The organism is Grimontia hollisae CIP 101886, assembly GCF_000176515.1.
Taxonomy (GTDB): domain Bacteria; phylum Pseudomonadota; class Gammaproteobacteria; order Enterobacterales; family Vibrionaceae; genus Enterovibrio; species Enterovibrio hollisae.
On the sequence record NZ_ADAQ01000011.1, the window covers coordinates 546,086 to 569,633 of the forward strand.

Here is a 23,548-nt window from a genome sequence, read left to right on the forward strand (position 1 = left end):
GACGCAGGATAAACGGCGATAGACAAGACACTCTATCGCCATTGGTTCGCTATAATCCCATGGCGTATTTCAGTACCTGCCGCTTAACCAGACCGCTGTTTTCAGCCAGTTTCAGTCCCACATTTCGCAGCAGTTTAAGCGGCGCAATGTCATTGCTGAAGCCACCATAGAACACATCCATACCGGTCTGCATGATAAGGTTATCCGGTTTGCGCTTACGCTCGTAAGCTGCCAGCACGCCGTTATTCGCCCATTCCACCCCTGCATCGGCGACGACATCCAGCAATGCGTCCACGTCTTTAAATCCAAGGTTCACACCCTGTCCGGCCAGCGGATTAATGGTATGGGCGGCATCACCAAGCAACACTATCTGTTGGTTGTAGTAACGCTGGGCGTGGCGGCGGGTTAATGGGAATGCGCCTTGCTGGAGCACCTCAATATCACCCAGCTCGCGGGGAAAATGCGTCAGGATCTCATCCCGGAGCGCCGTTGGCGACATGGCACACAGGGCGTTGATACGCGCAGGGCTGTCATACCACACTAACGATCCCTGATGTCCCGGTAATGGTAAAAAGGAACGCGGCCCTTCCGGTGTAAACCACTGCCAGGTGATATCCTGCTGCGGCAGCTCAGTCTTCACATTCACCAACATACAATGCTGGCGATAGTCCCAGGCGGTTACCCCGATGTTGGCGTAATCACGAACACGGGAGTTTGCCCCGTCCGCGCCCACCAACCAATGACCATAAAGTATCGAGCCATCATCAAGTTCAACACTGTGTCCATGATTCTCAGGGCGCATAGCAACGATATTACCCGGGCAAAAGATGTCCAGGTTTTCCTGGGCTTCACAGGCATGCCAAAGAGCCAGCTGGAGAATCCGGTTTTCAACGATAAAACCCAACTGTTGCAGATCCATGCTGTCTGCACTGAACCGGATACGGCATTCTGGGTGTTCCCAGGTTTCAAGGCGTCGGTACGGGCAGACACGCATAGCGAGCACGTCATTCCATACTTTAAGGGATTGGAGGAGGGAAACGGACGCCGGTGAAATCGCAGAAACACGCAAGTCCATGGGCTGGTCAGAGGAAAAAGCTTCCGGTGCACGTCGCTCAACCATAGCAATACGTTTTCCCTGTCTGGCAAGACCCAGCGCCACCGCCGCACCTACCATGCCACCGCCGACAACGATAATATCAAACTGTTTCATAACACAATCTCTTACAATGCTGGACGTATTCTACCGTTAACCCCATCAATTGCGACTCTCCACCTGCGCAATGCCCTAAAATCCACTAAAAAATTTGGGGAGAACGTGATCTGGTCACAGATTGACTAAAGCAGTACAATACGCGGCTTATTAACGGCCGGGCCACCTTTTTCATCATGCCCTGCTGTGTAGAACACCATGATTTCCGGCTGGGATTTCTGCGGCAAATGGCCCGCACTGTTCCCCCACTCTCCCTGCCGGAATACGTAAAACATCAACATGAGCAATGAGTTACATGGCTAAGAAACTGCTGATCAAAACCTGGGGCTGCCAGATGAACGAATACGATTCATCAAAAATGGCGGATCTGCTCAATGCGACCGGCGGCTATGAGCTGACCGAGGATCCTGAAGAGGCAGATGTTCTGCTTCTCAACACCTGTTCTATCCGTGAAAAAGCCCAGGAGAAAGTGTTCCACCAGCTGGGCCGCTGGAAAAACCTCAAGGATCAGAAGCCAGGCCTGGTGATCGGTGTTGGCGGTTGCGTGGCAACACAGGAAGGCGATCACATCCGTGAGCGTGCGCCGTATGTTGATGTCATTTTCGGCCCACAAACCCTGCATCGCCTGCCAGAAATGATCAAACAGTCCCAGCAGGACGACGCGCCGGTGATGGATATCTCCTTCCCGGAAATCGAGAAGTTCGACCGTTTGCCAGAACCACGCGCGGAAGGGCCGACAGCCTTCGTCTCTATCATGGAAGGTTGCTCGAAGTACTGTACTTTCTGCGTGGTGCCTTACACCCGTGGTGAAGAAGTCAGCCGCCCATTGGATGACGTGCTGTATGAAATCGCGCAACTGGCAGAGCAAGGCGTACGTGAAGTTAACCTGCTGGGCCAGAACGTTAACGCTTACCGTGGCGAAATGCATGACGGTGAGATTTGCTCGTTCGCAGAACTGCTGCGGTATGTCGCAGCTATCGATGGTATTGACCGTATCCGCTATACCACCAGCCACCCCATTGAATTCACCGATGACATCATAGAGGTGTACAAAGACACCCCAGAAGTGGTGAGCTTCCTGCACCTGCCGGTTCAGAGCGGCTCTGACCGCATCCTGACTATGATGAAACGTCCGCACACGGCGATCGAATATAAATCGAAGATCCGCAAGCTGCGTGAAGCGCGTCCCGGTATTGCTATCAGTTCTGACTTCATCGTTGGCTTCCCGGGTGAAACTGACGCAGATTTCGAAGCGACCATGAAGCTTATCCGTGACGTGAACTTTGACATGAGCTTCAGCTTTATCTATTCACCGCGTCCGGGTACGCCAGCGGCAGACATGCCAGACGACACCCCTGAACAGGTGAAGAAAGAGCGCTTATATGAGCTGCAACAGCAAATCAACGCCCAGGCAATGATCTACTCGCGCCAGATGCTGGGTACAGAACAGCGTATTCTGGTCGAAGGCCCATCGAAGAAAAACCTGATGGAGCTGCGTGGCCGTACCGAGAACAACCGCGTAGTGAACTTCGAAGGCGCTGTCGATTTGATCGGACAGTTTGTTGATGTAAAAATCACAGAAGTACTGCCAAACTCCCTGCGTGGCGAGCTGGTACGTACAGAAAAAGACATGAACCTGCGCGTGGCGGTATCGCCTGCGGAAATGATGGCGAAGACACGCAAAGAAGATGATCTTGGCGTAGGCGTGTATACTCCGTAAATACCCGGAGGCCAATAAGCCATCCCAAGCCCCGCGAGAGCGGGGGTAATCACTGTTATCGGCGTCCTATACAGACGCCGATAACCATTGCGAGGAAGCATTGAACAAAGTCATTACGTTAGAAGTATCACTGGAACCAGCTGATAACACACGCCTGGCCAGCCTCTGCGGCCCATTCGATGACAACATCAAACAGCTTGAGCGCCGTTTAGGTGTCGAAATCAATCACCGTAGCCACCACTTCTCTGTGGTTGGCAGACCCCACACTGCCACGGCAGCCATCGACATTCTCAAGCGACTGTATGTGGATACCGCACCAGTCAAAGGCCGTTTCGTTGATCTTGAGCCTGAGCAGGTGCACCTGGCGATCAAAGAAAGCGGGGTACTTGAACAGAATATTGAGTCTTCGATCCCGTATGGCAAAGAGATCAATATCAAAACCAAAAAGGGCGTGATCAAACCACGTACGCCAAATCAGGCGCAATACATCGCCAACATGGTCACCCATGATATTACCTTCGGGATTGGCCCTGCCGGTACCGGTAAAACCTACCTGGCAGTAGCAGCTGCTGTTGATGCTCTGGAGCGTCAGGAAATCCGTCGTATCCTGCTGACCCGCCCTGCGGTTGAAGCTGGCGAGAAACTGGGTTTCCTGCCCGGAGATCTCAGCCAGAAAGTCGACCCTTACCTGCGTCCATTATACGATGCCCTGTTTGAGATGCTCGGCTTTGAGCGGGTAGAAAAGCTGATTGAGCGCAACGTGATTGAAGTGGCGCCGCTCGCTTATATGCGTGGCCGTACCTTAAATGATGCATTCATCATTCTTGATGAGAGCCAAAATACCACTGTGGAACAGATGAAAATGTTCCTTACCCGTATCGGTTTCAACAGCCGCGCGGTGATTACCGGTGACGTGACGCAGATTGACTTACCGCGTAACGCCAGATCAGGCCTTCGCCATGCGATTGAAGTGTTAGCAGATGTCAACGAAATCAGCTTCAACTTCTTCCAGGCTGATGATGTGGTTCGCCACCCTGTGGTTGCACGTATTGTGCAGGCCTATGACGCATGGGAAGCGGAAGATGCCCGTGCACGTAAACAAGCGGAAGAGCGCCGTCGCCAGGAACGCGAAGCGGCACTAAATGCTGCGCCACTGTCAGAAGAGAAGCAATCGTAAATGCACTATTTTGTTGACCTTCAAATTGCAACACAAAACACTGATAATCTGCCAACTGACACGCAGTTCCAGCAGTGGTTTGAACAGGCGGTACAATCATTCCGCGAACAGGCGGAAGTGACGATCCGCCTGGTAGACGAAGAAGAGAGCCAGTCCCTTAACCGCGACTACCGGGGAAAAGACAAGCCGACCAATGTGCTGTCATTTCCGTTTGATGCACCGCCGGGAATTGAATTGGATCTGCTCGGTGATCTGGTCATCTGTCGTCAGGTGGTCGAAAAAGAAGCCGAAGAACAGAACAAAGACCTCTTCGCCCACTGGGCACACATGGTTGTACACGGCAGTCTCCATCTGCTAGGTTATGACCATATTAACGATGAAGAAGCCGAAGAGATGGAATCCCTTGAGATTTCTATCATGAACGCGCTGGGGTTTGATAACCCTTACGCGGCGGACTTCATCTAATATCAACGTTGTAAATAATGAGACAATGAACGAAGACAACTCACAAAGCTCTGAAGGTCCGAGTAGAAAGACCTTCTTCGAACGTTTAGGACAGATTTTTCAGGGTGAGCCGAAAGATCGTCAGGAACTGGTAGATGTATTCCGTGACTCGGAGCAGAACGATCTGATCGACCACGATACACGGGATATGCTCGAAGGCGTTATGCAGATTTCTGAAATGCGTATTCGAGACATCATGATTCCGCGTTCGCAGATGGTGACCATTGAGCGCTCACAGCCTCTTGAAGAAATCATCACTATTATCAATGACGCCCAGCATTCCCGCTACCCGGTGATCAGCGATGACAAAGACCATGTTGAAGGCATTTTGCTGGCAAAAGACTTGCTGCGCTACCTGATGCCTGACAGCGAACCGTTCGATATCGACAAAGTGATCCGCCCCGCCGTGGTTGTGCCGGAGAGCAAGCGTGTTGACCGGCTCCTGAAAGAGTTTCAGGAAGAACGCTACCACATGGCGATTGTTGTCGACGAGTTTGGCGGCGTGTCTGGCGTGGTAACCATTGAAGATATCCTTGAGGAAATCGTTGGCGATATCGAAGACGAATACGACGACGAAGAAGAGCAGGAGATCCGCCAGCTCAGCAAGCACACCTTTGCGGTAAAAGCGCTGACCACGCTGGAGGACTTCAATGAGAAATTCGGTTCCCAGTTCCGTGATGACGACATTGATACCATTGGCGGCCTGGTCATGACCAGCTTTGGTCACCTGCCAGGGCGTGGCGAAGAAGTGGACATCGACAACTTCCATTTCAAAGTCACCGCAGCAGACAGTCGACGCATCATCCAGTTGCAGGTTACTATTCCAGATACGACTGCAGAGGAAATGGCTTAAACGTCAAATGCTAAACATAGAAACAGATAAGCGGCCCCAAGTATTCATGCGGATCTTTGGGGCCGCTTTTTCTGGTGCGCTTGCCACCCTGGCATTCGCGCCATATTCTTTCTGGCCGGCAATGCCGGTCTCTCTGGTGGCACTGCTCCTGCTCATTCATGGGCAGTCACCCAAACGCGCCAGTTTTATCGGCTTTGGCTGGGGTCTCGGCCAGTTTGGCACTGGCGTCGGCTGGGTGTATGTGGTTATCGAAAAATTCGGTGGCTTACCCACAGCTGTCGGACTGGTATTGATTGGCCTGCTGGTGCTTTACCTGGCGCTCTTTCCTGCACTGTTTACCTTTATGATGCGCAGGATCACGCTCCCACTCGCCCCCGCTTACCTGTTACTGGCCCCCTCACTCTGGCTGCTAATTGACTGGTTCCGGGGCTGGTTCCTGACTGGCTTTCCCTGGCTGTGGCCGGGTTACAGCCAGATAGACGGGCCGCTAGCACCGCTGGCACCTATGTTCGGCGTGCAAGGCATTACGCTTGCGCTGATGATTATTGCAGGCTCTATTGCTATCACCCTAATTAACCGAAACGCCAAGGCGCTGCTGCCTGTACTGGCTGTTGCACTGGTCAGCACAATGTCTTCGTTTATCCCCTGGGTACAGGAAACGGGCAAGCAGGCAGATGTCGCCATGGTTCAGGGCAATGTGCCACAGGAACTCAAATGGCTGCCCAGCCAGCGCTGGCCGACCCTGCTGGCTTACCAGGACATGACACGCCAAAACTGGGGGGCTGATATTGTGATCTGGCCAGAAGCAGCTATCCCTGCACTGGAGCGCGATTTACCCGACTTTCTGGCGCGTCTGGATGCCGCAGCCACCCACAACGGTACCGCGGTTATTACTGGCGTACTCGACCAGAACGCGGATGGACAGTTCTACAACAACGTGATCACCCTGGGTGACAACGGTGAAGGCGGCTATCACTACCCGGCCGCGCAACGTTACAGCAAGCACCATCTTCTGGTCTTTGGGGAGTTTGTGCCTTTTGCTGATATTCTGCGCCCACTCGCGCCCTTGTTTAACCTGCCAATGTCATCATTCAGCCGCGGGGAATATACCCAACCCAATATCCATGCCAAGGGTTACCAGCTTGCACCGGCGATTTGCTACGAAATCGCGTTTAACGATCAGGTACGTAACAACCTCACCGAGACATCCGATTTTATCCTGACGTTATCTAATGACACCTGGTTTGGCACCTCGATAGGGCCGCACCAGCACTTGGAAATTGCCCGCATGCGTGCGCTGGAGAACGGCAAACCCGTGCTCCGTGCCACCAATACCGGCTTAACAGCCGCCATTGGTTATCAGGGTAACCTGATTGCACAGATTCCGCAGTTTGAAACCCAGGTCCTGCGCACCAATGTGCCGACTACGTCAGGGCAAACGCCCTATACCCGTTTTGGTGACTGGCCGCTTTACCTCTGGATTGTTTTGTCAGGGTTTGTGCTGGTTGTGTTAACCCGGCGTAAAAACACAACAAGTGTCGCTGCGTCGCAATAATAAGAGTGTACAAGCGCCATATGGTCATGTCTTAATCAGGTCTGGGGAGCCATTCCCCGGACCTGATTTTGTTTGATTTTGCTATGGAGAGTCTTATGCGTGCCGTCGCCCGAATCGTATCTTCTGTTGTTATCCTCATCGCATCCCTGTTTACCCCCCTCACTCACGCTGAACAGGATGTCAAGCTGTTCGCAGATGCCCGGGCCGCTCTGGCAAACTTCAATCGCTATGCGCAGGTAAAACCCTTCTTCGAAAACGCATACGGATACGCGGTGTTTCCATCCGTGGGCAAAGGCGGATTCTGGATCGGTGGCGCTTACGGCAATGGGTTAGTGTATCGGGGAAACCAGACGGTAGCTCAAGCGGAGCTGATTCAGGTTTCTGTCGGCCTGACGTTTGGGGGACAAGCATTCAGCGAAATTCTATTTTTCGAAGATAAGCGCACTTTCGATAACTTTTTGTCCGGGCGCTTTGAGCTGGGTGCACAGGCATCAGCCACCGCCCTGACAGAAGGTGCGGCGGCGCACGTAGGCACCACAGGTACTTCGGCCAGTGCCAGCAATACCCAATCCAAAGCCTATTACATTAATGGGATCGCCATCTTCACTCAGGCCAAAGGTGGTTTGATGGTTGAAGCTGCGCTCGCAGGGCAAAAATTCAATATCGAACCATTGGGGAATTAGGGAAAGCGGGTCCTGGGTCCTGGGTCCTGGGTCCTGGGTCCTGGGTCCTGGGTCCTGGGTCCTATAATACCCGCATCCCCCTTTACGACAATCTATGCAGGAAATGGCTTACGGCTAAACTGCTTGTGGCCACATTTGATACAAGGCCGCAGCACATCTACATAGTTGTGCTCAGTCTGGTTGCCACATTTTTCACAAATCAGGATCCCCAGCCCAACCACTTCCCCTGCGGTATAGACGCCATGGTGCTGGATATCCTGCAGCACTTCGCGCCACTCCAACTGGGTTTTGTCCGTGATCTCCGCCAATTGCTCCCAGAGGGTATTGGCGATAAGGTCCCGAAACAGGCCACCCTCGTCGTTACGCGCGTCCTGCCCACTGTAGCGATTGCCAAACTCTTGCACATCACGCTGGAAATAGGCTTCAATCAGCGCCAATTCATCCTTTGTCATGTCTGACGCCGCTTTTACATACCGTTCGGACACATCCAGCCAACGTTGGAGCGCTTCCGGGCTGTGCTTTAGTGCTTCGCTGATCCGTTCGATCAGCACCTTGTACTCTGCTTTTTGCTTTGACATAGGCCACCTCTGCATTCAACGGTTGTTGCGTCTTCTACCTTTAGTTATTCTATGTCGATTATTTTGGTTCATTTTATACCTATCTCACAAATTCCCGGATGTCATCGATGCAAGAACAATATCGTCCACAAGACATTGAGCCTAAAGTTCAGGCCAATTGGGACAACAACAAAACCTTCGTGGTGAAAGAAGACCCAAGTAAAGAAAAGTTTTATTGCCTTTCCATGTTCCCATACCCAAGTGGTCGTCTGCACATGGGTCACGTGCGCAACTACACCATCGGTGATGTAATTTCCCGCTACCAGCGCCTGCAAGGGAAAAACGTGATGCAGCCGATTGGCTGGGATGCGTTTGGCTTGCCGGCAGAAAATGCCGCGGTAAAAAACAAAACCGCACCAGCGCCCTGGACTTACGAAAACATCGAATACATGAAGAACCAGCTCAAACTGCTGGGTTTCGGCTATGACTGGGATCGCGAGTTTGCGACCTGTACGCCAGAATACTACCGCTGGGAGCAGGAGTTTTTCACCAAGCTGTACGAAAAAGGCCTGGTTTACAAGAAAACGTCTTCCGTGAACTGGTGCCCAAACGACCAGACCGTACTGGCAAACGAGCAGGTCGAAGACGGCTGCTGCTGGCGCTGTGATACCCCGGTAGAGCAAAAAGAGATCCCGCAGTGGTTCATCAAGATCACTGCTTATGCGCAGGAGCTGCTGGACGATCTGGACAAACTGGACGGTTGGCCTGAGCAGGTGAAAACCATGCAGCGCAACTGGATTGGCCGCTCTGAAGGTGTTGAGCTGAAGTTCCAGGTGCCTGGCGAAAACGATCTGGAGGTCTACACCACCCGCCCTGACACCCTGATGGGCGTGACCTACGTGGGCATCGCAGCCGGTCACCCGCTGGCAACCAAAGCCGCGCAAAACAATCCTGCGCTGGCAGCGTTTATCGACGAATGTAAAAACACCAAAGTTGCTGAAGCCGAGCTGGCAACCATGGAGAAGAAGGGGATGGATACTGGCCTTAAGGCAATCCACCCTCTTAATGGCCGCGAAGTACCTGTCTTCATCGCCAACTTCGTCCTGATGGATTACGGCACAGGTGCCGTTATGGCGGTACCGGGGCATGACCAGCGCGACTTCGAGTTTGCGACCAAGTATGGCCTGGGTATCGAAGCGGTCATCCTAGATGCGGACGGCAATGCGCCGGATATTTCTGAAGCGGCTTACACCGAGAAAGGTGTGCTGTTCAACTCTGGTGAATTTGATGGCCTGAATTTCGAGCAGGCGTTTGACGCGATTGCCGCGAAACTGGAAGCAGAAGGCAAAGGTCGCAAGACCGTGAATTTCCGTCTGCGTGACTGGGGTGTTTCCCGCCAGCGTTACTGGGGCACGCCAATCCCAATGGTGACTACTGAAGACGGTGAAGTGCATCCGGTACCGGCAGACCAGCTTCCGGTGATCCTGCCAGAAGATGTGGTGATGGATGGCGTGATCAGCCCAATCAAAGCGGACAAAACGTGGGCTCAGACCACCTACAAGGGTCAGCCTGCGCTACGTGAAACAGACACCTTCGACACCTTTATGGAGTCAAGCTGGTACTACGCGCGTTACTGCTCGCCAAAAGCCGATGAAATGCTGGACTCAGACGCAGCAAACTACTGGCTGCCGGTTGACCAGTATATCGGTGGTATCGAGCACGCTGTGATGCACCTGCTGTACTCGCGCTTCTTCCACAAACTGCTGCGCGACGCAGGCATGGTCAACAGCGACGAGCCGTTCAAACGCCTGCTGTGTCAGGGCATGGTGCTGGCTGATGCGTACTATTACAACAACGATAAAGGCGCGAAAGTATGGGTTTCTCCAACTGAGGTGACCGTTGAACGTGATGAGAAAGGCCGCATCACCAAAGCGGTCGACAGCGAAGGCCATGAGCTGGTTCATTCCGGCATGACAAAAATGTCTAAGTCAAAGAACAACGGTATCGACCCGCAGGAGATGGTGGATAAATACGGTGCCGACACTGTGCGCCTGTTTATGATGTTTGCCTCTCCGGCGGACATGACTCTGGAGTGGCAAGAGTCCGGCGTGGAAGGAGCAAACCGCTTCCTGAAACGTGTCTGGAAACTGGTTTACGAGCACACATCAAAAGGTGATGTTGCTGCGTTGGATACAACGGCACTGAATGCTGACCAGAAGACACTGCGCCGTGAAGTACACAAAACGATTGCCAAGGTAAGCGATGATATCGGCCGCCGCCAGACCTTCAACACCGCGATTGCCGCTGTGATGGAGCTGATGAACCGCCTGACCAAAGCGCCTCAGGACACAGAAACTGATCGCGCTATCCTGGATGAAGCGCTGAAAGCCATTGTGGTCATGCTGTACCCAATCACACCACATATCAGTACCGAACTGTGGGCGGCACTGGGCCAGACCGACATTGACAATACCGAATGGCCGGTGGCTGACAAAGACGCCATGGTGGAAGACGAGAAGCTGATTATTGTTCAGGTGAACGGCAAACTTCGCGCGAAAATCACTGTGGCTGCTGATGCAGCCAAAGAGGACGTTGAAGCGATGGCTCAAAATGACGAGCATGTCGTGAAGTTCACGGAAGGCAAAACCATCCGTAAAGTGGTCTACGTGCCGGGTAAACTGGTTAATATCGTTGCAAACTAACACAGGGAGTATTCGGTGAAATCGATGTTTCGCTCTCTCCGAACCCTGCTTGTCGTGGTGGCCGCATTGGCCACCGCGTCTTGCGGATTCCACCTTCGCGGTAGTTACAACCTGCCAGACGAAATCCAAAAACTGTCCGTCACCAGCTTCGACAGGTACGGTAAGCTCACCCGGGAAATGAAGACCCAACTGCGTCTTCATGACATTGATGTCATTCCGCCAGCCCAGTCGATAGCCAACCTACACCTAAAAAGCGAAAGCTATGGTGAAAACACCCTGTCGCTTTACCAGAACAGCCGTGTGGCTGAAAAGCAATTTGCTTATACTGTCAGCTATTCTGTGACAGTACCGGAAAAAGGCAGCTATAACTTTTCAACGTCACTGAGTCGTACTTACCTCGACAACCCACTGACGGCCCTGGCAAAGTCAGTCGAGGAAGAAATGCTGGCACAGGAAATGCGTGTGGAAGCCACGAAACAAATCATGCGACAGCTTGCCCGCATGACTGCACACATTGAGAACTTCGAACGTAAAGAAGCCGAAGAAAAAGCATTGCGTGAGCTTTATCAGGGCGTGGAAAGCGACAAGTCAGCGATCAGTGTCGAAACCCGTTTTGACGGGAAAGATGACGAAAGAAAAGGTAAGCCCTTGTCGAGTTTTACCACCGGCGGTGAAGAAGCACCGCAATGAGGATTTACCCGGAACAACTGGCACAGCGCCTTTCACAGGGGCTGTATCAAACCTACCTGATTTTTGGCAACGAGCCGCTGCTGAAAGAAGAGTCCAAGCAGGCCATTATCGACACCGCCCAAAAACAGGGATTTGATGAAAAACACCGCTTTGTGGTTGACAACCAGCTGAACTGGCAGGACGTGTATGACGTTTGTCAGGCACTGAGCCTGTTTGCCAGCCGCCAGGTGATCATCCTGACATTACCGGACAACCCGCTGACCACCTCACAAGCGAATGCGCTCAAAGAATTGCAACGTCTGCTTCACCCTGATTTGGTGCTGATACTGGATGGCCCGCGCCTGAACAAGAAGCAAGAGTCAGCAACGTGGTTTACTGCCTTCCAGCAAACTGGCCTGTATGTGCCCTGCAATACGCCGGACTCGCGTCAATTGCCCCATTTTATTGAGAACCGTTGCCACCGCCTTGGCCTGCATCCCGATCACGAATCTGTGATGCTGCTGGCGCAATGGCACGAAGGCAACCTGCTGGCCCTTTCGCAAAGCCTGATGAAACTCCAGCTCCTCTACCCGGACGGCGAATTGACGTTGCTGCGACTCCAGGAAGCACTTTCCCGCCACAATCACTACACGCCGTTCCAGCTAACTGACGCACTGGTGGAGGGCAAAGCTAAACGTGCCGTGCGTATCCTACGGCAGCTTGAAGCGGAAGGCGTGGAAATCACCCTCCTGCTGCGGGTGATCCAAAAAGAGCTGGTCCAGCTTTGCAAAATGCAGGAGTTCGGGGCATCCGGTATGGGGCTGGGTAAAATCTTTGATCACTTCAGGGTCTGGCAAGCACGCCGCCCGGTGATGACTGCAGCCCTACACCGGCTGACGCAACCGACCTTGATGCACCTGCTACAACGCCTTGCTGAGATAGAAGTCATGGTGAAAACTGACTTTGACAGCCAGCCTTGGCCTGCGCTGTCAGCGTTTTGTCTCGACATGTGCGGTCATCCCGTCCATTTGGCGCCATAAATACCTGTCAGGGATGCGTCAAACCTAGACTGTGCTTGATTTCTTTCGCCATGACCAATGGTATAATTTTGAGGTTTATCCTGCATTTGTTTGCAGAGTAAGGTACCAAACACCGATAAGGGGAACACATTGCTTCCGGAACAACTTCAACACTTTGTTGTCGATAAAGCAGATGATATGAAAGCCATGGACATCGTCACACTCGATGTCCGCGACAAGAGCAGCATTACTGATTTTATGGTGCTTTGCACAGGCAATTCTAAGCGCCATGTTTCCTCCATCGCAGAGCATGTCGCCGATGAAGCCCGTGCTGCCAATATACATACGCTGGGCATGGAAGGTGAAAACGAAGGCGAATGGGTCGTGCTGGATCTTGGCGATGTGATGCTGCATATCATGCAAGAAGAGCAGCGTCAGTTATATCAGCTAGAAAAGCTGTGGAACTGACACGATGAAGTTACAACTGATTGCGGTTGGCACAAAAATGCCAAAATGGGTAGAAGAAGGCTACAAAGAATACAGTCGCCGCTTCCCGAAAGACATGCCATTGGAGCTGGTTGAAATCCCCGCAGGCAAACGTGGAAAAAATGCTGATATTCCACGTATCCTGCAAAAAGAAGGGGAAGCCATGTTGGCCGCCATTCCCAAAGGCAACCGCATCATTACGCTGGATATTCCGGGCAAGCGCTGGGACACCGAGCAACTGGCGGAACAGCTGGAAAGCTGGAAACTGGATGGTCGTGACGTGTCTATTCTGATTGGGGGCCCTGAGGGGCTGGCACCAGCTTGTAAAGCCGCTGCTGACCAAAGTTGGTCCCTGTCGCCATTGACACTCCCTCACCCGCTGGTTCGTGTGGTGATGGCTGAAAGCCTCTATCGCGCCTGGAGCATCACAGCAAATCACCCTTACCACCGGGAATAATTCATGAAGCGCAAGCGTAGTCCGATACGCGATCACCAAGCCGAGTCTTCACTGTTTTTCCGCCGGGCCGTTGTGGCTTTCGGCGGTATTTTCGTTCTTGTCTGTGTCCTGCTCCTCAATCTGTATAACATTCAGGTGGAAGACCATGATGATTACATCACCCGTTCCAACGACAACCGCATCAAAGTCGTGCCTGTCGCACCAAACCGCGGCCTTATTTACGACCGCAACGGCAAACTGCTGGCAGAAAACCGTCCGGTCTACGCACTGGAAATCACCCCGGAACAGGTCAAAGATATTCCTGACACCATTGCACGCCTAAAAGAGCTGCTGCCTATCTCAGAGAGTGAACTGCAGGCCTTTGAACGGGATAAAAAACGAACCCGGCGCTTTAACTCTGTTACGCTGAAAAACCAGATGACAGAAGACGAAGTCGCGGTTTTCTCCGCCAACCAGCACAAATTCCCCGGCGTTGAAATCAAAGGTTATCTGAAGCGCTATTACCCCTATGGTGATGCACTGACACACGTGCTGGGCTATGTTGCAAAAATCAACGACAAAGACATTAACCGTCTGGAACGCCAGGGGGTCATTAACAATTACAAGGCGACACGTGATATCGGCAAACTTGGGATTGAACGTTTCTACGAATCTGAGCTGCACGGTACTGCTGGCTATCAAGAAGTGGAGGTCAACAGCCGTGGCCGCATTATCCGTACCCTGAAATATGTGCCGCCTGAGCCAGGAAAGGATTTGGTGCTGAACCTGGATGTCGATCTACAGCTCTATATCCGCGATATCCTCGGCGAGCGTCGCGGTGCTGTGGTGGTGCTGGATCCCAAAGACTCATCAGTACTGGCGATGGTGTCCACGCCAAGTTATGACCCAAACCTGTTTGTCCATGGCATTTCCAGCAAAGACTACCGGGAGCTTCTGAACGACAAAAACCGGCCTCTGGTAAACCGGGCGACATTGGGTATCTATCCCCCCGCGTCTACCGTCAAACCTTTTATTGCTGTGGCTGCGCTGGAAGAAAAAACAATCACGCTGAACACAACGCGAAACGATCCGGGTTACTGGCGCCTGCCAAACTCCACATCCCGTCCTTTCCGTGACTGGCTGCCATGGGGCCATGGTCGGGTTAACATTGTTCAGTCCATAGAAGAATCCGTCGATACTTTCTTCTACCAAATAGCCTATGATTTGGGGATCGATAAATTATCAACCTGGATGAGTCGTTTTGGTTTTGGTGATTACACCGGTATTGATATTCATGAAGAAAGTCAGGCCAACATGCCAACACGGGAGTGGAAAATGGCGCGTCACCGCCAGCCCTGGTACAAAGGGGACACCATTCCTGTTGGTATCGGCCAGGGCTACTGGACAGCAACCCCAATGCAACTTGCCAAAGCAACCGCTGTTTTGGTAAACCGTGGCGTGGTCAATCCTCCCCACCTGCTGCAAAGTATCGAAGACGGGGGCGTAATGAAAAAAGTGGCGCTGACACCCTACCCTCCTATTTCGGGTGTGAATACGAAGTATTGGGATGCGGCCCTGGAAGGAATGCGTCTGGTCAACCATGGTAAAAAAGGCACCGCGCGCCGTGCGTTTGCCAACGCCGAATATGACACCGGCGGCAAATCTGGGACCGCACAGGTGTTTGGGCTGGGTGAGGATGAAAAGTACAATGCCGATGAACTTGCCGAACACCTTCGTGACCACGCCTTATACACCGGTTTTGCCCCGTTTGAGAACCCGAAAGTCATCGTTTCTATGGTGTTGGAAAACGCCGGGGGCGGCTCGAGCAACGGTGCTCCTATTGCGCGTCGCATCTTCGATCACATGCTGATTGAAAAACACGAAGGGAAAGCAGAAAAGGAGCCGGTTCAATGAGCTTATTGGCATCAACAGGCCAAAAGAAAACTCTGTTCGAACGTTTGCACATCGACCTCCCTTTACTGCTGGGGATCCTTGCCCTGATGGGGTTTGGCCTGATAGTCATGTGGAGTGCCAGCGGCCAAAGCGTTGCTATGATGGAGCGGCAGGTTATCCGCATCTTTCTCTCATTGGGCGTGATGTTTGTCCTCGCCCAGGTTTCTCCCAGACATTATGAGTTCTGGGCACCGTATCTGTACGTTACTGGCTTGATGATGTTAGTTGCCGTGCTCCTGTTTGGTGAAACCGCCAAAGGGGCGCAACGCTGGCTGGATTTGGGGATCATCACTTTCCAGCCGTCGGAGCTTATCAAACTGGCTGTACCATTGATGATTGCCAGGTTTATCGGTAAAGAGCCATTACCGCCAAGGTTCCAGACCTTAGTGATTGGCCTTGTGATGGTATTTGTTCCCACCATTCTTATCGCCAAACAACCGGATCTGGGGACTTCTATCCTGATCGCTGCCTCCGGTATTTTTGTGTTATTTTTGTCCGGCATCAGCTGGCGGATCACTCTGTCTGCCGCCGCCTTGGTCGCCGCTTTCCTGCCTGTGCTCTGGTTCTTTCTGATGCGTGAATACCAGCGCGTACGTGTACGTACCCTGTTCGATCCCGAGTCAGACCCTCTGGGTGCAGGCTATCACATCATCCAGTCAAAAATTGCCATCGGCTCAGGAGGGCTGTCCGGTAAGGGTTGGCTGCAAGGCACCCAGTCACAACTCGAGTTTTTGCCAGAGCGGCACACAGACTTTATCTTCGCAGTCATCGCAGAAGAATGGGGGCTGATTGGTGTCGCCTGCCTGCTGGCGTTGTATCTGTTTATTATTGGTCGTGGCCTACTACTCGCTGGCCGTGCACAAACCCCCTTTGGCCGCATGATGGCAGGCAGTATTGTGCTGAGCTTTTTCGTTTACGTCTTCGTCAACATCGGCATGGTCAGCGGTATCCTTCCGGTTGTTGGTGTCCCCTTGCCACTGGTGAGCTATGGTGGCACATCCATGGTGACTCTAATGGCAGGTTTTGGCATCTTAATGTCTATCCATACTCATAGAAAAATGCTTTCTAAGGCTCTGTAATGAAAAAAATACTGGTGATCATCGCTCTTTTTCTTGCTGGCTGCGCCACACAAAGTGACGACCGCTACAGCCTGGAACACGACAAAGCGCCGGAAGCGTTGCCAACGCTCGCCCATGTTGAGAATGCACAACCACGCTATGAACCCTACAGCCGGGCCGGAAATAAAGATTATACGGTGCGGGGGAAAAACTATCAGATACTGAAGCACCCTGAGAACTATACCGAGGAAGGCATCGCATCCTGGTATGGCAAAAAGTTTCATGGTCATAAAACCTCGAACGGGGAAATTTATGACATGTACTCTATGTCAGCAGCGCACAAAACCCTGCCGCTGCCAAGCTATGTAGAAGTAGAAAATACCGCCAATGGCAAAAAAGCGGTTGTCCGTGTCAATGATCGGGGGCCATTCCACGAAGGTCGTATCATTGATCTCAGCTATGCCGCAGCGTCAAAACTCGACATCATAAAAACGGGCACCGCACCGGTAAAAGTGACGCTACTCAAGGTTGATAAACCCCAGGACAATAATGAATGGCAAAGTGCGCGGCTAAACCGCTATTTTATACAACTGGCCGCCATCTCCGATCGTGAGAAGGCCGAGCAGGCTGCAAACACATTCAACAAGCAATTTGAACTGCCCACCGACATTCGTCAATCCGGCAGTGTTTACCGTGTCCGACTGGGGCCATTTTATGACTACGACAAAACCCAGCAAGCCGCCTTGCTTGCCCGTGAAAAGCAAATAAACGGGGCCTTTGTCGTGGTTGAACCGATTTCTGATGAACCGACGCAGAAATCCAGTGTCAGTAACTAAACATCGTCTTTAGTAAGTTGTTGTAACCTCGTCTGACACTGCACTGGCTATCTGATATAGTGTCGACAGTTTTTGACTGAAGAAATACCAAGTAAGTACTTATACCTATGAATAAATCACCCTCATTGTTGCGCTCTTTAGTCCTCTCGACTGCTGTCTTCTCATCTGCTGCAGTTGTTGCAGCCCCAACCGTTGTACCAGATGCGCCTCAAATCGCGGCAAAAGGGTACGTTTTAATGGATTACAATTCGGGTAAGATCCTGGCCGAAAACAACGCCTATGAACGTCTTAACCCGGCCAGCCTGACCAAAATGATGACCAGCTACGTCATCGGCCAGGAAATCGAGCGCGGTAACATCAGTCTCGATGACGATGTCGTCATCAGCAAAAACGCCTGGGCGAAAAACTTTCCGGGCAGCTCAAAAATGTTCATCGAGGTCGGCACCACAGTTAAAGTGGAAGATCTAAACCGTGGCATCATCATCCAGTCCGGTAACGACGCATGTGTTGCTATGGCTGAACACATTGCTGGCTCTGAAGATTCATTCGTTGATCTAATGAACGGCTGGGCAAAAACCTTGGGCATGAACAACACCAAGTTCTCCAACTCCCATGGCCTGGATGACGATGGCCTGTACTCTACCCCCTATGATATGGCACTTCTCGGTCAGGCACTGATCCGTGACGTACCGGAAGAATACCGTATCTATAACGAAAAATCGTTCACCTATAACGGCATCACCCAATACAACCGTAACGGTCTGCTTTGGGATAAAAGCATGAACGTGGACGGCATCAAAACTGGCCATACCGAGAAAGCCGGTTACAGCTTGGTCAGCTCTGCCACTGAAGGCGACATGCGCTTGATTGCCGTGGTCATGGGCACGGAAAGCGCCAATGCACGTAAAGCAGAAAGCAAGAAATTGTTGAACTACGGTTTCCGCTTCTTCGAAACGGTTGCACCACACAAAGCAGGCGAAACATTTGTGACAGAGAAAGTGTGGATGGGTGACACAGATCAGGTCGCACTCGGCGTCGCTAAAGACACTTATGTCACACTGCCACGTGGTAAAGCAAAAAATCTGGAAGCCAGTTTTGTACTTGAGAAAACCCTGGAAGCGCCTATTGCTAAAGGGGATGTTGTCGGTAAGCTTTACTACCAGATTGACGGTGAAGACATCGCAGAATACCCGCTGGTTGCTTTAATCGATGTTCAGGAAGGCGGTCTTTTCAGCCGTCTTCTGGACTATATCATGATGTTCTTAAAGAGCTTGTTTTAAACCAGAATCGACGCTATCAGGGCAGCCAGTCGCTGCCCTTTTTATTATCACGAGGGGTCTACACTTCGGGGATCACATTGCCAACTTGTTTTCTCCCTACAGGACGATTAGTATTCATTCCCAACAAATTGCGTGATCACCCGCACAACTATTCTGGGTTCACAGCATCCCAGCTTTGACCCGTTCTGGAGTAACAAATGCAAGAGCAACCAAAACTCAAAGACCTGCTGGAATTCCCCTGTAAGTTTACCTATAAGGTTATGGGATATGCGAAGCCAGAGCTGACAGATCTGGTTTTGGAAGTGATACAGCGCCACGCGCCGGGCGACTATAGCCCAAGTGTGAAACCAAGCGGAAAAGGGACCTATAACGCCGTTTCTGTCACCATTACAGCCACGTCTATCGAGCAAGTTGAAACCCTGTACAAAGAGCTGGGTGAGATAGACATTGTACGCATGGTGCTGTAACCATCCCTTTTCGCTAACAGCAAAACGCCAATACCCATACAAACAGACGGCTGTTATTTCAGCCGTCTGTCATTATAATGTCGTGACTGAAACCGCTCACCCCATCATTTTTCAATCCTGGTAGGTGTAAATTGCAGCAGAACCGCCTCATTATCAGACAACTTGGACTGCGCCCCTACGAGCCAACATGGAAAGCTATGCATGTTTTTACCGATGAGCGTAAAGGCGATACCACGGACGAAGTATGGTTAGTCGAACACGAACCTGTCTTTACTCAGGGGCAAGCTGGAAAGGCAGAGCACCTTTTGGCAACCGGTGATATTCCCGTTGTCCAGAGTGATCGCGGCGGACAGGTGACCTACCATGGACCGGGTCAACAGGTGGCTTATTTCCTGATCGATCTGAAACGCAAAAAAATGGGCGTTCGTGAGCTGGTCACCGCGATTGAGAATATTGTGATCGATACCCTCGCCCATTACGGTATCAAATCCCGTGCGCGTCCTGATGCGCCGGGTGTTTACGTGGGCGATGACAAAATCTGCTCGCTGGGTCTTCGAATCCGCCGAGGCTGCTCTTTCCATGGGCTGGCGCTTAACGTCAATATGGACCTGTCACCGTTCCTTCGTATCAACCCTTGTGGTTATGAAGGCATGGCAATGACACAAACCATCGATTTAGGGGGCCCGGCATCACTTGCCGAGCTATACCCTGTGTTAGTAGAAAAACTGACTTCGCATCTGGGCTATGATCAGGTCGAGTCCCTAACAGAAAGCAATCAACTATGAGCAAACCGATCCAGATGGAACGCGGAGTTAAGTACCGCGACGCAGACAAAATGGCGCTCATCCCGGTCAAGAACATGCCGACCGAACAAAAGGAGATGCTGCGCAAACCTGAGTGGATGAAGATCAAGCTGCCTGCGGACAGCAAACGTATTCAGGACATCAAATCCGCGATGCGTAAGAACAATCTGCATTCGGTGTGCGAGGAAGCATCCTGCCCGAATCTGGCAGAATGCTTCAACCACGGGACAGCTACCTTTATGATTCTGGGTGCTATCTGTACCCGCCGCTGTCCATTCTGTGACGTTGCCCATGGCCGCCCGCTGGCACCGGATGCACAGGAGCCGCAGAAGCTGGCCCAGACTATCCGTGACATGAAACTCAAGTATGTTGTTGTCACTTCGGTAGACCGTGACGACCTGCGCGACGGTGGTGCTCAACATTTTGCTGATTGTATTCGTGAGATCCGTGCACTGAATCCAGATATCCGTATCGAAACCCTGGTACCTGACTTCCGTGGCCGCATGGATACAGCGCTGGACATTTTGAGAGACAACCCACCGGATGTGTTTAACCACAACCTGGAAACCGCACCACGTCTATACCGTAAAGCGCGCCCGGGCGCAAACTACAAGTGGTCGCTGGAGTTGCTGAAGAGATTTGGCGAAATGCACCCGGATGTCCCAACCAAATCGGGTCTGATGATGGGCCTTGGTGAGACAAAAGAAGAGATCATCGATGTGTTGAAAGATCTGCGTACACACGGTGTCACCATGCTGACTCTTGGCCAGTATCTGGCGCCAAGCCGCCATCACCTGCCGGTAGAGCGCTATGTGCCGCCAGAAGAGTTTGACGAGCTGAAACAAATCGCGCTGGATTTAGGGTTTACCCATGCCGCATGCGGTCCATTCGTGCGCTCGTCCTACCATGCTGACCTGCAAGCGCAAGGCGTAGAAATCAAATAAAACCGATAACTCTGTATTCTGTTATCAAAAAACAAGGCGCTCATTGAGCGCCTTGTTTTTGTTATTGATCAGTTATGCGCGGGGCAGGTAATCTGCCTTGCCCACCCATTTGTAGGTGGTCAACTCCTCCAACCCCATCGGGCCACGGGCATGGAGTTTCTGGGTTGACACTGCCACTTCCGCTCCTAGCCCAAACTGTGCACCATCAGTAAAGCGGGTCGATGCATTCACATAAACCGCCGCAGAACCCGCACCATTGATAAAGGCTTCTGCCGAGGTCAGGTCATTGGTCAGGATGGCATCTGAATGGCTCGCGTTATGATCACGCATATGTTTAAGCGCAGCATGTACATCCGCCACCACGGCAACACCTAAGGTATAACCCAACCACTCGGTATCAAAATCACCTTCGCCAGCTTCACGCAGTTTGTTCACGCCATCCAGCAGGGGTAATGCCGTTTTATCCGCCACAATGTCCAGGTTGTTATCGTTGAACAGTGGCGTCAGCTTTTGCAGGATAGCTTCAGCCACCGCTTCATGCACCAACAGGGTATCCAGCGCATTACAGGCAGACGGGCGCTGAACCTTGGCATTGATGATCACATCCAGTGAGCGTTCCAAATCTGCCGTTTTATCGACAAACAGGTGACTGATACCAAAACCGCCAATGATCACCGGGATTGTGCTGTTTTCCTTACACATTTTATGAAGACCAGCGCCGCCACGCGGAATAATCATGTCGACATATTCGTCAAGGCGAAGTAGTTCACCCACCAGTTCACGGTCCGGCTTTTCAATGTACTGAACCGATGCCGCAGGCAAGTCTGCTTTCTCCAGCGCAGTCTGGATCACCTTGACCAGCTCAACGTTAGAGTGAAAGGTCTCGCGACCACCGCGCAGAATGCTGGCGTTACCGGTTTTCAGGCACAAAGAGGCGATATCAATGGTGACATTCGGGCGGGCTTCATAAATCACGCCAATGACGCCGATAGGTTCACGGCGACGGCTCAATGTCATGCCGTTTTCCAGCACCTTGCAGTCGATCTCGCTGCCCACCGGATCAGAAAGCGAAATCACATTGCGAACGTCTGCGGCAATACCAGCCAATCGCGCTTCATTCAGTAAAAGACGGTCGAGCATCGCGTCCGGCAACCCCGCCTTGCGACCTGCTTCAATATCCTTTGCGTTGGCAGCAAGAATGGTTGCTGCATTTGCTTCTAACTCATCAGCCATCACCGCCAGCGCTCTGTTTTTCTGTGCGGTAGGCGCTGTTGCCAGAATATAGGCAGCGTCCTTCGCTGCGCGTCCCATTTGTTGAAGACTCATTTCAGCCTCTATTGCTCTTCCTGATTGACAGTGGCAAATGCCACTGCCTGATTAATCGATAACGACCAAATCGTCGCAATGTACCGCAACCGCGCCATGGGCGTAGCCCAGAATATCCTGGATCTCCTGGCTGTGCCGGCCTGCAATCGCACTCAGATCTTTGCTTGAATAGCGGCAAATACCACGTGCCAGCAACTTGCCTTTCTGGTCGCAAATACGCGCGACTGCTCCCCGGTCAAAATGGCCTTCTACACCGGTAATGCCTTTTGATAGCAAACTGCTGTGGCGCTCAACCACTGCTTTCGCCGCGCCATCGTCAATGATGATGTTACCCGCCGGTGGGGGCCCTGCCAGAATCCAGCGTTTACGGCTCTCCAGTGGCGATTCAAGCGGCAGAAAACGGGTGCCCGCTTCTTTGCCATCCACTAAATGCTGGATCACTTCCGGACGGCTGCCTGCCGCGATAGTGACTTCAATACCTGCACGGCGTGCCACGTCTGCAGCCTGTAATTTTGTTGCCATCCCCCCGGTTCCCAAGCCACTCACGCTACCACCAGCCAGCTTATGCAGGGTCTCATCAATGGTGTGGACTTCGCGGATAAGCTCCGCGTCTGGATTACTGCGTGGATCAGCAGTAAACAGACCGGGTTGGTCAGTCAGCAGCAAAAGCTTGTCGGCTTCCGCCAAAATGGCCACCAGTGCAGACAGGTTATCGTTGTCCCCCACCTTGATTTCAGCCGTCGCCACCGCATCATTTTCATTCACGACAGGAACGATATTATTCGCCAGCAGTGCCTGCAACATATCACGTGCATTCAGATAGCGTTCACGATCATCCAGATCTGCACGGGTCAGCAACATCTGGCCAATATGAATACCATAAATGGCAAACATACTTTCCCATTCCTGGATAAGGCGGCTTTGTCCCACAGCAGCCAGCATCTGCTTGTTGGCGATGGTGTTGGCGAGTTCTGGATAGTTGAGGTGTTCACGACCGGCTGCTATCGCGCCTGAAGTGACAATGATCACTTTGTGTCCCTGACGAATGAGCATGGCACACTGACGTACCAATTCAACGAGATGGGCACGGTCGATTTTTCTGGAGCCGCCAGTCAGTACACTGGTACCGAGTTTGACGACAATGGTCTGGCGATTAGCTATATCGCTAGCACCGGAATTGATAGATGAAACGTTTTCTTGGCCTGACATGACATTGACAATATAAAAGCGATTAAGCCCTTCTTTTATCAATCCCAGACCAAGATAACAAGTGATTAAAGCATCTGTTCGTGAATAATCACTGTTTCCGT

Annotated in this window: 23 protein-coding genes; 18 read left to right on the top strand and 5 right to left on the bottom strand. The window is 52.1% G+C overall.

Translation table 11 applies throughout. The features are described from left to right. Positions 1-49: 49 nt before the first annotated feature. Positions 50-1,210, bottom strand: a complete 1,161-nt coding sequence (locus VHA_RS08835; RefSeq protein WP_005503651.1) for a 2-octaprenyl-3-methyl-6-methoxy-1,4-benzoquinol hydroxylase — start codon at positions 1,208-1,210, stop codon at positions 50-52. A 125-nt stretch (positions 1,211-1,335) separates the two neighbouring features. Then, positions 1,336-1,491, bottom strand: coding sequence for a hypothetical protein (locus tag VHA_RS18870; protein WP_005503652.1), 156 nt, complete (start codon positions 1,489-1,491; stop codon positions 1,336-1,338). A 14-nt stretch (positions 1,492-1,505) separates the two neighbouring features. Between VHA_RS18870 and miaB the strand changes: the two genes are divergently transcribed. The 6 genes from miaB (at position 1,506) to VHA_RS08865 (ending at position 7,702) form a co-directional block, all read left to right on the top strand. Then, positions 1,506-2,930 (top strand): tRNA (N6-isopentenyl adenosine(37)-C2)-methylthiotransferase MiaB, encoded by a 1,425-nt coding sequence (gene miaB, locus VHA_RS08840; protein WP_005503653.1) that lies wholly within the window; start codon positions 1,506-1,508, stop codon positions 2,928-2,930. Positions 2,931-3,030: 100 nt separating this feature from the next. After that, on the top strand, positions 3,031-4,107 hold the full coding sequence (locus tag VHA_RS08845; RefSeq protein ID WP_005503654.1) for a PhoH family protein: 1,077 nt from the start codon (positions 3,031-3,033) through the stop codon (positions 4,105-4,107). Continuing rightward, complete coding sequence (gene ybeY, locus VHA_RS08850; RefSeq protein WP_005503655.1) at positions 4,108-4,572, top strand: rRNA maturation RNase YbeY; 465 nt, start codon at positions 4,108-4,110, stop codon at positions 4,570-4,572. 25 nt (positions 4,573-4,597) lie between these two features. After that, positions 4,598-5,464 carry a CNNM family magnesium/cobalt transport protein CorC gene (corC, locus tag VHA_RS08855; protein ID WP_005503656.1) on the top strand — a complete coding sequence of 289 codons (867 nt, stop codon included), beginning with the start codon at positions 4,598-4,600 and terminating at the stop codon, positions 5,462-5,464. A gap of 7 nt (positions 5,465-5,471) precedes the next feature. Continuing rightward, positions 5,472-7,019, top strand: coding sequence for an apolipoprotein N-acyltransferase (gene lnt / locus VHA_RS08860; RefSeq protein ID WP_040528544.1), 1,548 nt, complete (start codon positions 5,472-5,474; stop codon positions 7,017-7,019). A gap of 95 nt (positions 7,020-7,114) precedes the next feature. Next, positions 7,115-7,702, top strand: coding sequence for a lipid-binding SYLF domain-containing protein (locus tag VHA_RS08865; RefSeq protein WP_005503663.1), 588 nt, complete (start codon positions 7,115-7,117; stop codon positions 7,700-7,702). A 92-nt stretch (positions 7,703-7,794) separates the two neighbouring features. On the opposite strand, the gene VHA_RS08870 is transcribed toward VHA_RS08865, so the two are convergent. Beyond that, positions 7,795-8,280 carry a zinc ribbon-containing protein gene (locus tag VHA_RS08870; RefSeq protein WP_005503664.1) on the bottom strand — a complete coding sequence of 162 codons (486 nt, stop codon included), beginning with the start codon at positions 8,278-8,280 and terminating at the stop codon, positions 7,795-7,797. 107 nt (positions 8,281-8,387) lie between these two features. On the opposite strand from VHA_RS08870, the gene leuS reads away from it, so the two are divergent. The 12 genes from leuS (at position 8,388) to lipA (ending at position 20,912) form a co-directional block, all read left to right on the top strand. Next, positions 8,388-10,961, top strand: coding sequence for a leucine--tRNA ligase (gene leuS / locus VHA_RS08875; protein ID WP_005503665.1), 2,574 nt, complete (start codon positions 8,388-8,390; stop codon positions 10,959-10,961). Between the two features lie 15 nt (positions 10,962-10,976). Further along, complete coding sequence (locus VHA_RS08880) at positions 10,977-11,651, top strand: LPS-assembly lipoprotein LptE (RefSeq protein ID WP_005503666.1); 675 nt, start codon at positions 10,977-10,979, stop codon at positions 11,649-11,651. After that, positions 11,648-12,670, top strand: coding sequence for a DNA polymerase III subunit delta (gene holA, locus VHA_RS08885; RefSeq protein WP_005503667.1), 1,023 nt, complete (start codon positions 11,648-11,650; stop codon positions 12,668-12,670). The genes VHA_RS08880 and holA overlap by 4 nt, the downstream gene beginning before the upstream one ends. 129 nt (positions 12,671-12,799) lie before the next feature. Beyond that, positions 12,800-13,117: a ribosome silencing factor gene (gene rsfS, locus VHA_RS08890; RefSeq protein WP_040528546.1), complete on the top strand. Its 318-nt coding sequence runs from the start codon at positions 12,800-12,802 to the stop codon at positions 13,115-13,117. Positions 13,118-13,121: 4 nt separating this feature from the next. After that, positions 13,122-13,592, top strand: coding sequence for a 23S rRNA (pseudouridine(1915)-N(3))-methyltransferase RlmH (gene rlmH, locus VHA_RS08895; RefSeq protein WP_005503670.1), 471 nt, complete (start codon positions 13,122-13,124; stop codon positions 13,590-13,592). Positions 13,593-13,595: 3 nt separating this feature from the next. Continuing rightward, complete coding sequence (mrdA, locus tag VHA_RS08900; protein ID WP_005503671.1) at positions 13,596-15,485, top strand: penicillin-binding protein 2; 1,890 nt, start codon at positions 13,596-13,598, stop codon at positions 15,483-15,485. Then, positions 15,482-16,603: a peptidoglycan glycosyltransferase MrdB gene (gene mrdB / locus VHA_RS08905; protein WP_005503672.1), complete on the top strand. Its 1,122-nt coding sequence runs from the start codon at positions 15,482-15,484 to the stop codon at positions 16,601-16,603. The genes mrdA and mrdB overlap by 4 nt, the downstream gene beginning before the upstream one ends. Further along, positions 16,603-17,418: a septal ring lytic transglycosylase RlpA family protein gene (locus tag VHA_RS08910; RefSeq protein ID WP_005503674.1), complete on the top strand. Its 816-nt coding sequence runs from the start codon at positions 16,603-16,605 to the stop codon at positions 17,416-17,418. Before mrdB ends, VHA_RS08910 begins: the two co-directional genes overlap by 1 nt. A gap of 107 nt (positions 17,419-17,525) precedes the next feature. Beyond that, complete coding sequence (locus VHA_RS08915; protein WP_040528549.1) at positions 17,526-18,698, top strand: serine hydrolase; 1,173 nt, start codon at positions 17,526-17,528, stop codon at positions 18,696-18,698. Between the two features lie 197 nt (positions 18,699-18,895). Continuing rightward, positions 18,896-19,165 carry a DUF493 family protein YbeD gene (gene ybeD / locus VHA_RS08920; RefSeq protein WP_005503678.1) on the top strand — a complete coding sequence of 90 codons (270 nt, stop codon included), beginning with the start codon at positions 18,896-18,898 and terminating at the stop codon, positions 19,163-19,165. Positions 19,166-19,296: 131 nt separating this feature from the next. Further along, a complete protein-coding gene (gene lipB / locus VHA_RS08925; protein WP_040528551.1) occupies positions 19,297-19,950 on the top strand; it encodes a lipoyl(octanoyl) transferase LipB in 654 nt (217 codons plus the stop codon). Then, positions 19,947-20,912 carry a lipoyl synthase gene (gene lipA / locus VHA_RS08930; protein ID WP_005503681.1) on the top strand — a complete coding sequence of 322 codons (966 nt, stop codon included), beginning with the start codon at positions 19,947-19,949 and terminating at the stop codon, positions 20,910-20,912. The genes lipB and lipA overlap by 4 nt, the downstream gene beginning before the upstream one ends. 72 nt (positions 20,913-20,984) lie before the next feature. On the opposite strand, the gene VHA_RS08935 is transcribed toward lipA, so the two are convergent. Further along, positions 20,985-22,238: a glutamate-5-semialdehyde dehydrogenase gene (locus VHA_RS08935; protein WP_040528553.1), complete on the bottom strand. Its 1,254-nt coding sequence runs from the start codon at positions 22,236-22,238 to the stop codon at positions 20,985-20,987. Positions 22,239-22,289: 51 nt separating this feature from the next. Further along, a complete protein-coding gene (gene proB / locus VHA_RS08940; RefSeq protein ID WP_040528555.1) occupies positions 22,290-23,447 on the bottom strand; it encodes a glutamate 5-kinase in 1,158 nt (385 codons plus the stop codon). Positions 23,448-23,548 lie beyond the last annotated feature (101 nt).

Coding starts and splice junctions, on each gene's coding strand:
- VHA_RS08835 (WP_005503651.1), bottom strand. CDS start 1,210: ATGAAACAGTTTGATATTATCGTTGTCGGCGGTGGCATGGTAGGTGCG.
- VHA_RS18870 (WP_005503652.1), bottom strand. CDS start 1,491: ATGTTGATGTTTTACGTATTCCGGCAGGGAGAGTGGGGGAACAGTGCG.
- miaB (WP_005503653.1), top strand. CDS start 1,506: ATGGCTAAGAAACTGCTGATCAAAACCTGGGGCTGCCAGATGAACGAA.
- ybeY (WP_005503655.1), top strand. CDS start 4,108: ATGCACTATTTTGTTGACCTTCAAATTGCAACACAAAACACTGATAAT.
- corC (WP_005503656.1), top strand. CDS start 4,598: ATGAACGAAGACAACTCACAAAGCTCTGAAGGTCCGAGTAGAAAGACC.
- lnt (WP_040528544.1), top strand. CDS start 5,472: ATGCTAAACATAGAAACAGATAAGCGGCCCCAAGTATTCATGCGGATC.
- VHA_RS08865 (WP_005503663.1), top strand. CDS start 7,115: ATGCGTGCCGTCGCCCGAATCGTATCTTCTGTTGTTATCCTCATCGCA.
- VHA_RS08870 (WP_005503664.1), bottom strand. CDS start 8,280: ATGTCAAAGCAAAAAGCAGAGTACAAGGTGCTGATCGAACGGATCAGC.
- leuS (WP_005503665.1), top strand. CDS start 8,388: ATGCAAGAACAATATCGTCCACAAGACATTGAGCCTAAAGTTCAGGCC.
- holA (WP_005503667.1), top strand. CDS start 11,648: ATGAGGATTTACCCGGAACAACTGGCACAGCGCCTTTCACAGGGGCTG.
- rlmH (WP_005503670.1), top strand. CDS start 13,122: ATGAAGTTACAACTGATTGCGGTTGGCACAAAAATGCCAAAATGGGTA.
- mrdA (WP_005503671.1), top strand. CDS start 13,596: ATGAAGCGCAAGCGTAGTCCGATACGCGATCACCAAGCCGAGTCTTCA.
- mrdB (WP_005503672.1), top strand. CDS start 15,482: ATGAGCTTATTGGCATCAACAGGCCAAAAGAAAACTCTGTTCGAACGT.
- VHA_RS08910 (WP_005503674.1), top strand. CDS start 16,603: ATGAAAAAAATACTGGTGATCATCGCTCTTTTTCTTGCTGGCTGCGCC.
- VHA_RS08915 (WP_040528549.1), top strand. CDS start 17,526: ATGAATAAATCACCCTCATTGTTGCGCTCTTTAGTCCTCTCGACTGCT.
- ybeD (WP_005503678.1), top strand. CDS start 18,896: ATGCAAGAGCAACCAAAACTCAAAGACCTGCTGGAATTCCCCTGTAAG.
- lipA (WP_005503681.1), top strand. CDS start 19,947: ATGAGCAAACCGATCCAGATGGAACGCGGAGTTAAGTACCGCGACGCA.
- VHA_RS08935 (WP_040528553.1), bottom strand. CDS start 22,238: ATGAGTCTTCAACAAATGGGACGCGCAGCGAAGGACGCTGCCTATATT.
- proB (WP_040528555.1), bottom strand. CDS start 23,447: ATGTCAGGCCAAGAAAACGTTTCATCTATCAATTCCGGTGCTAGCGAT.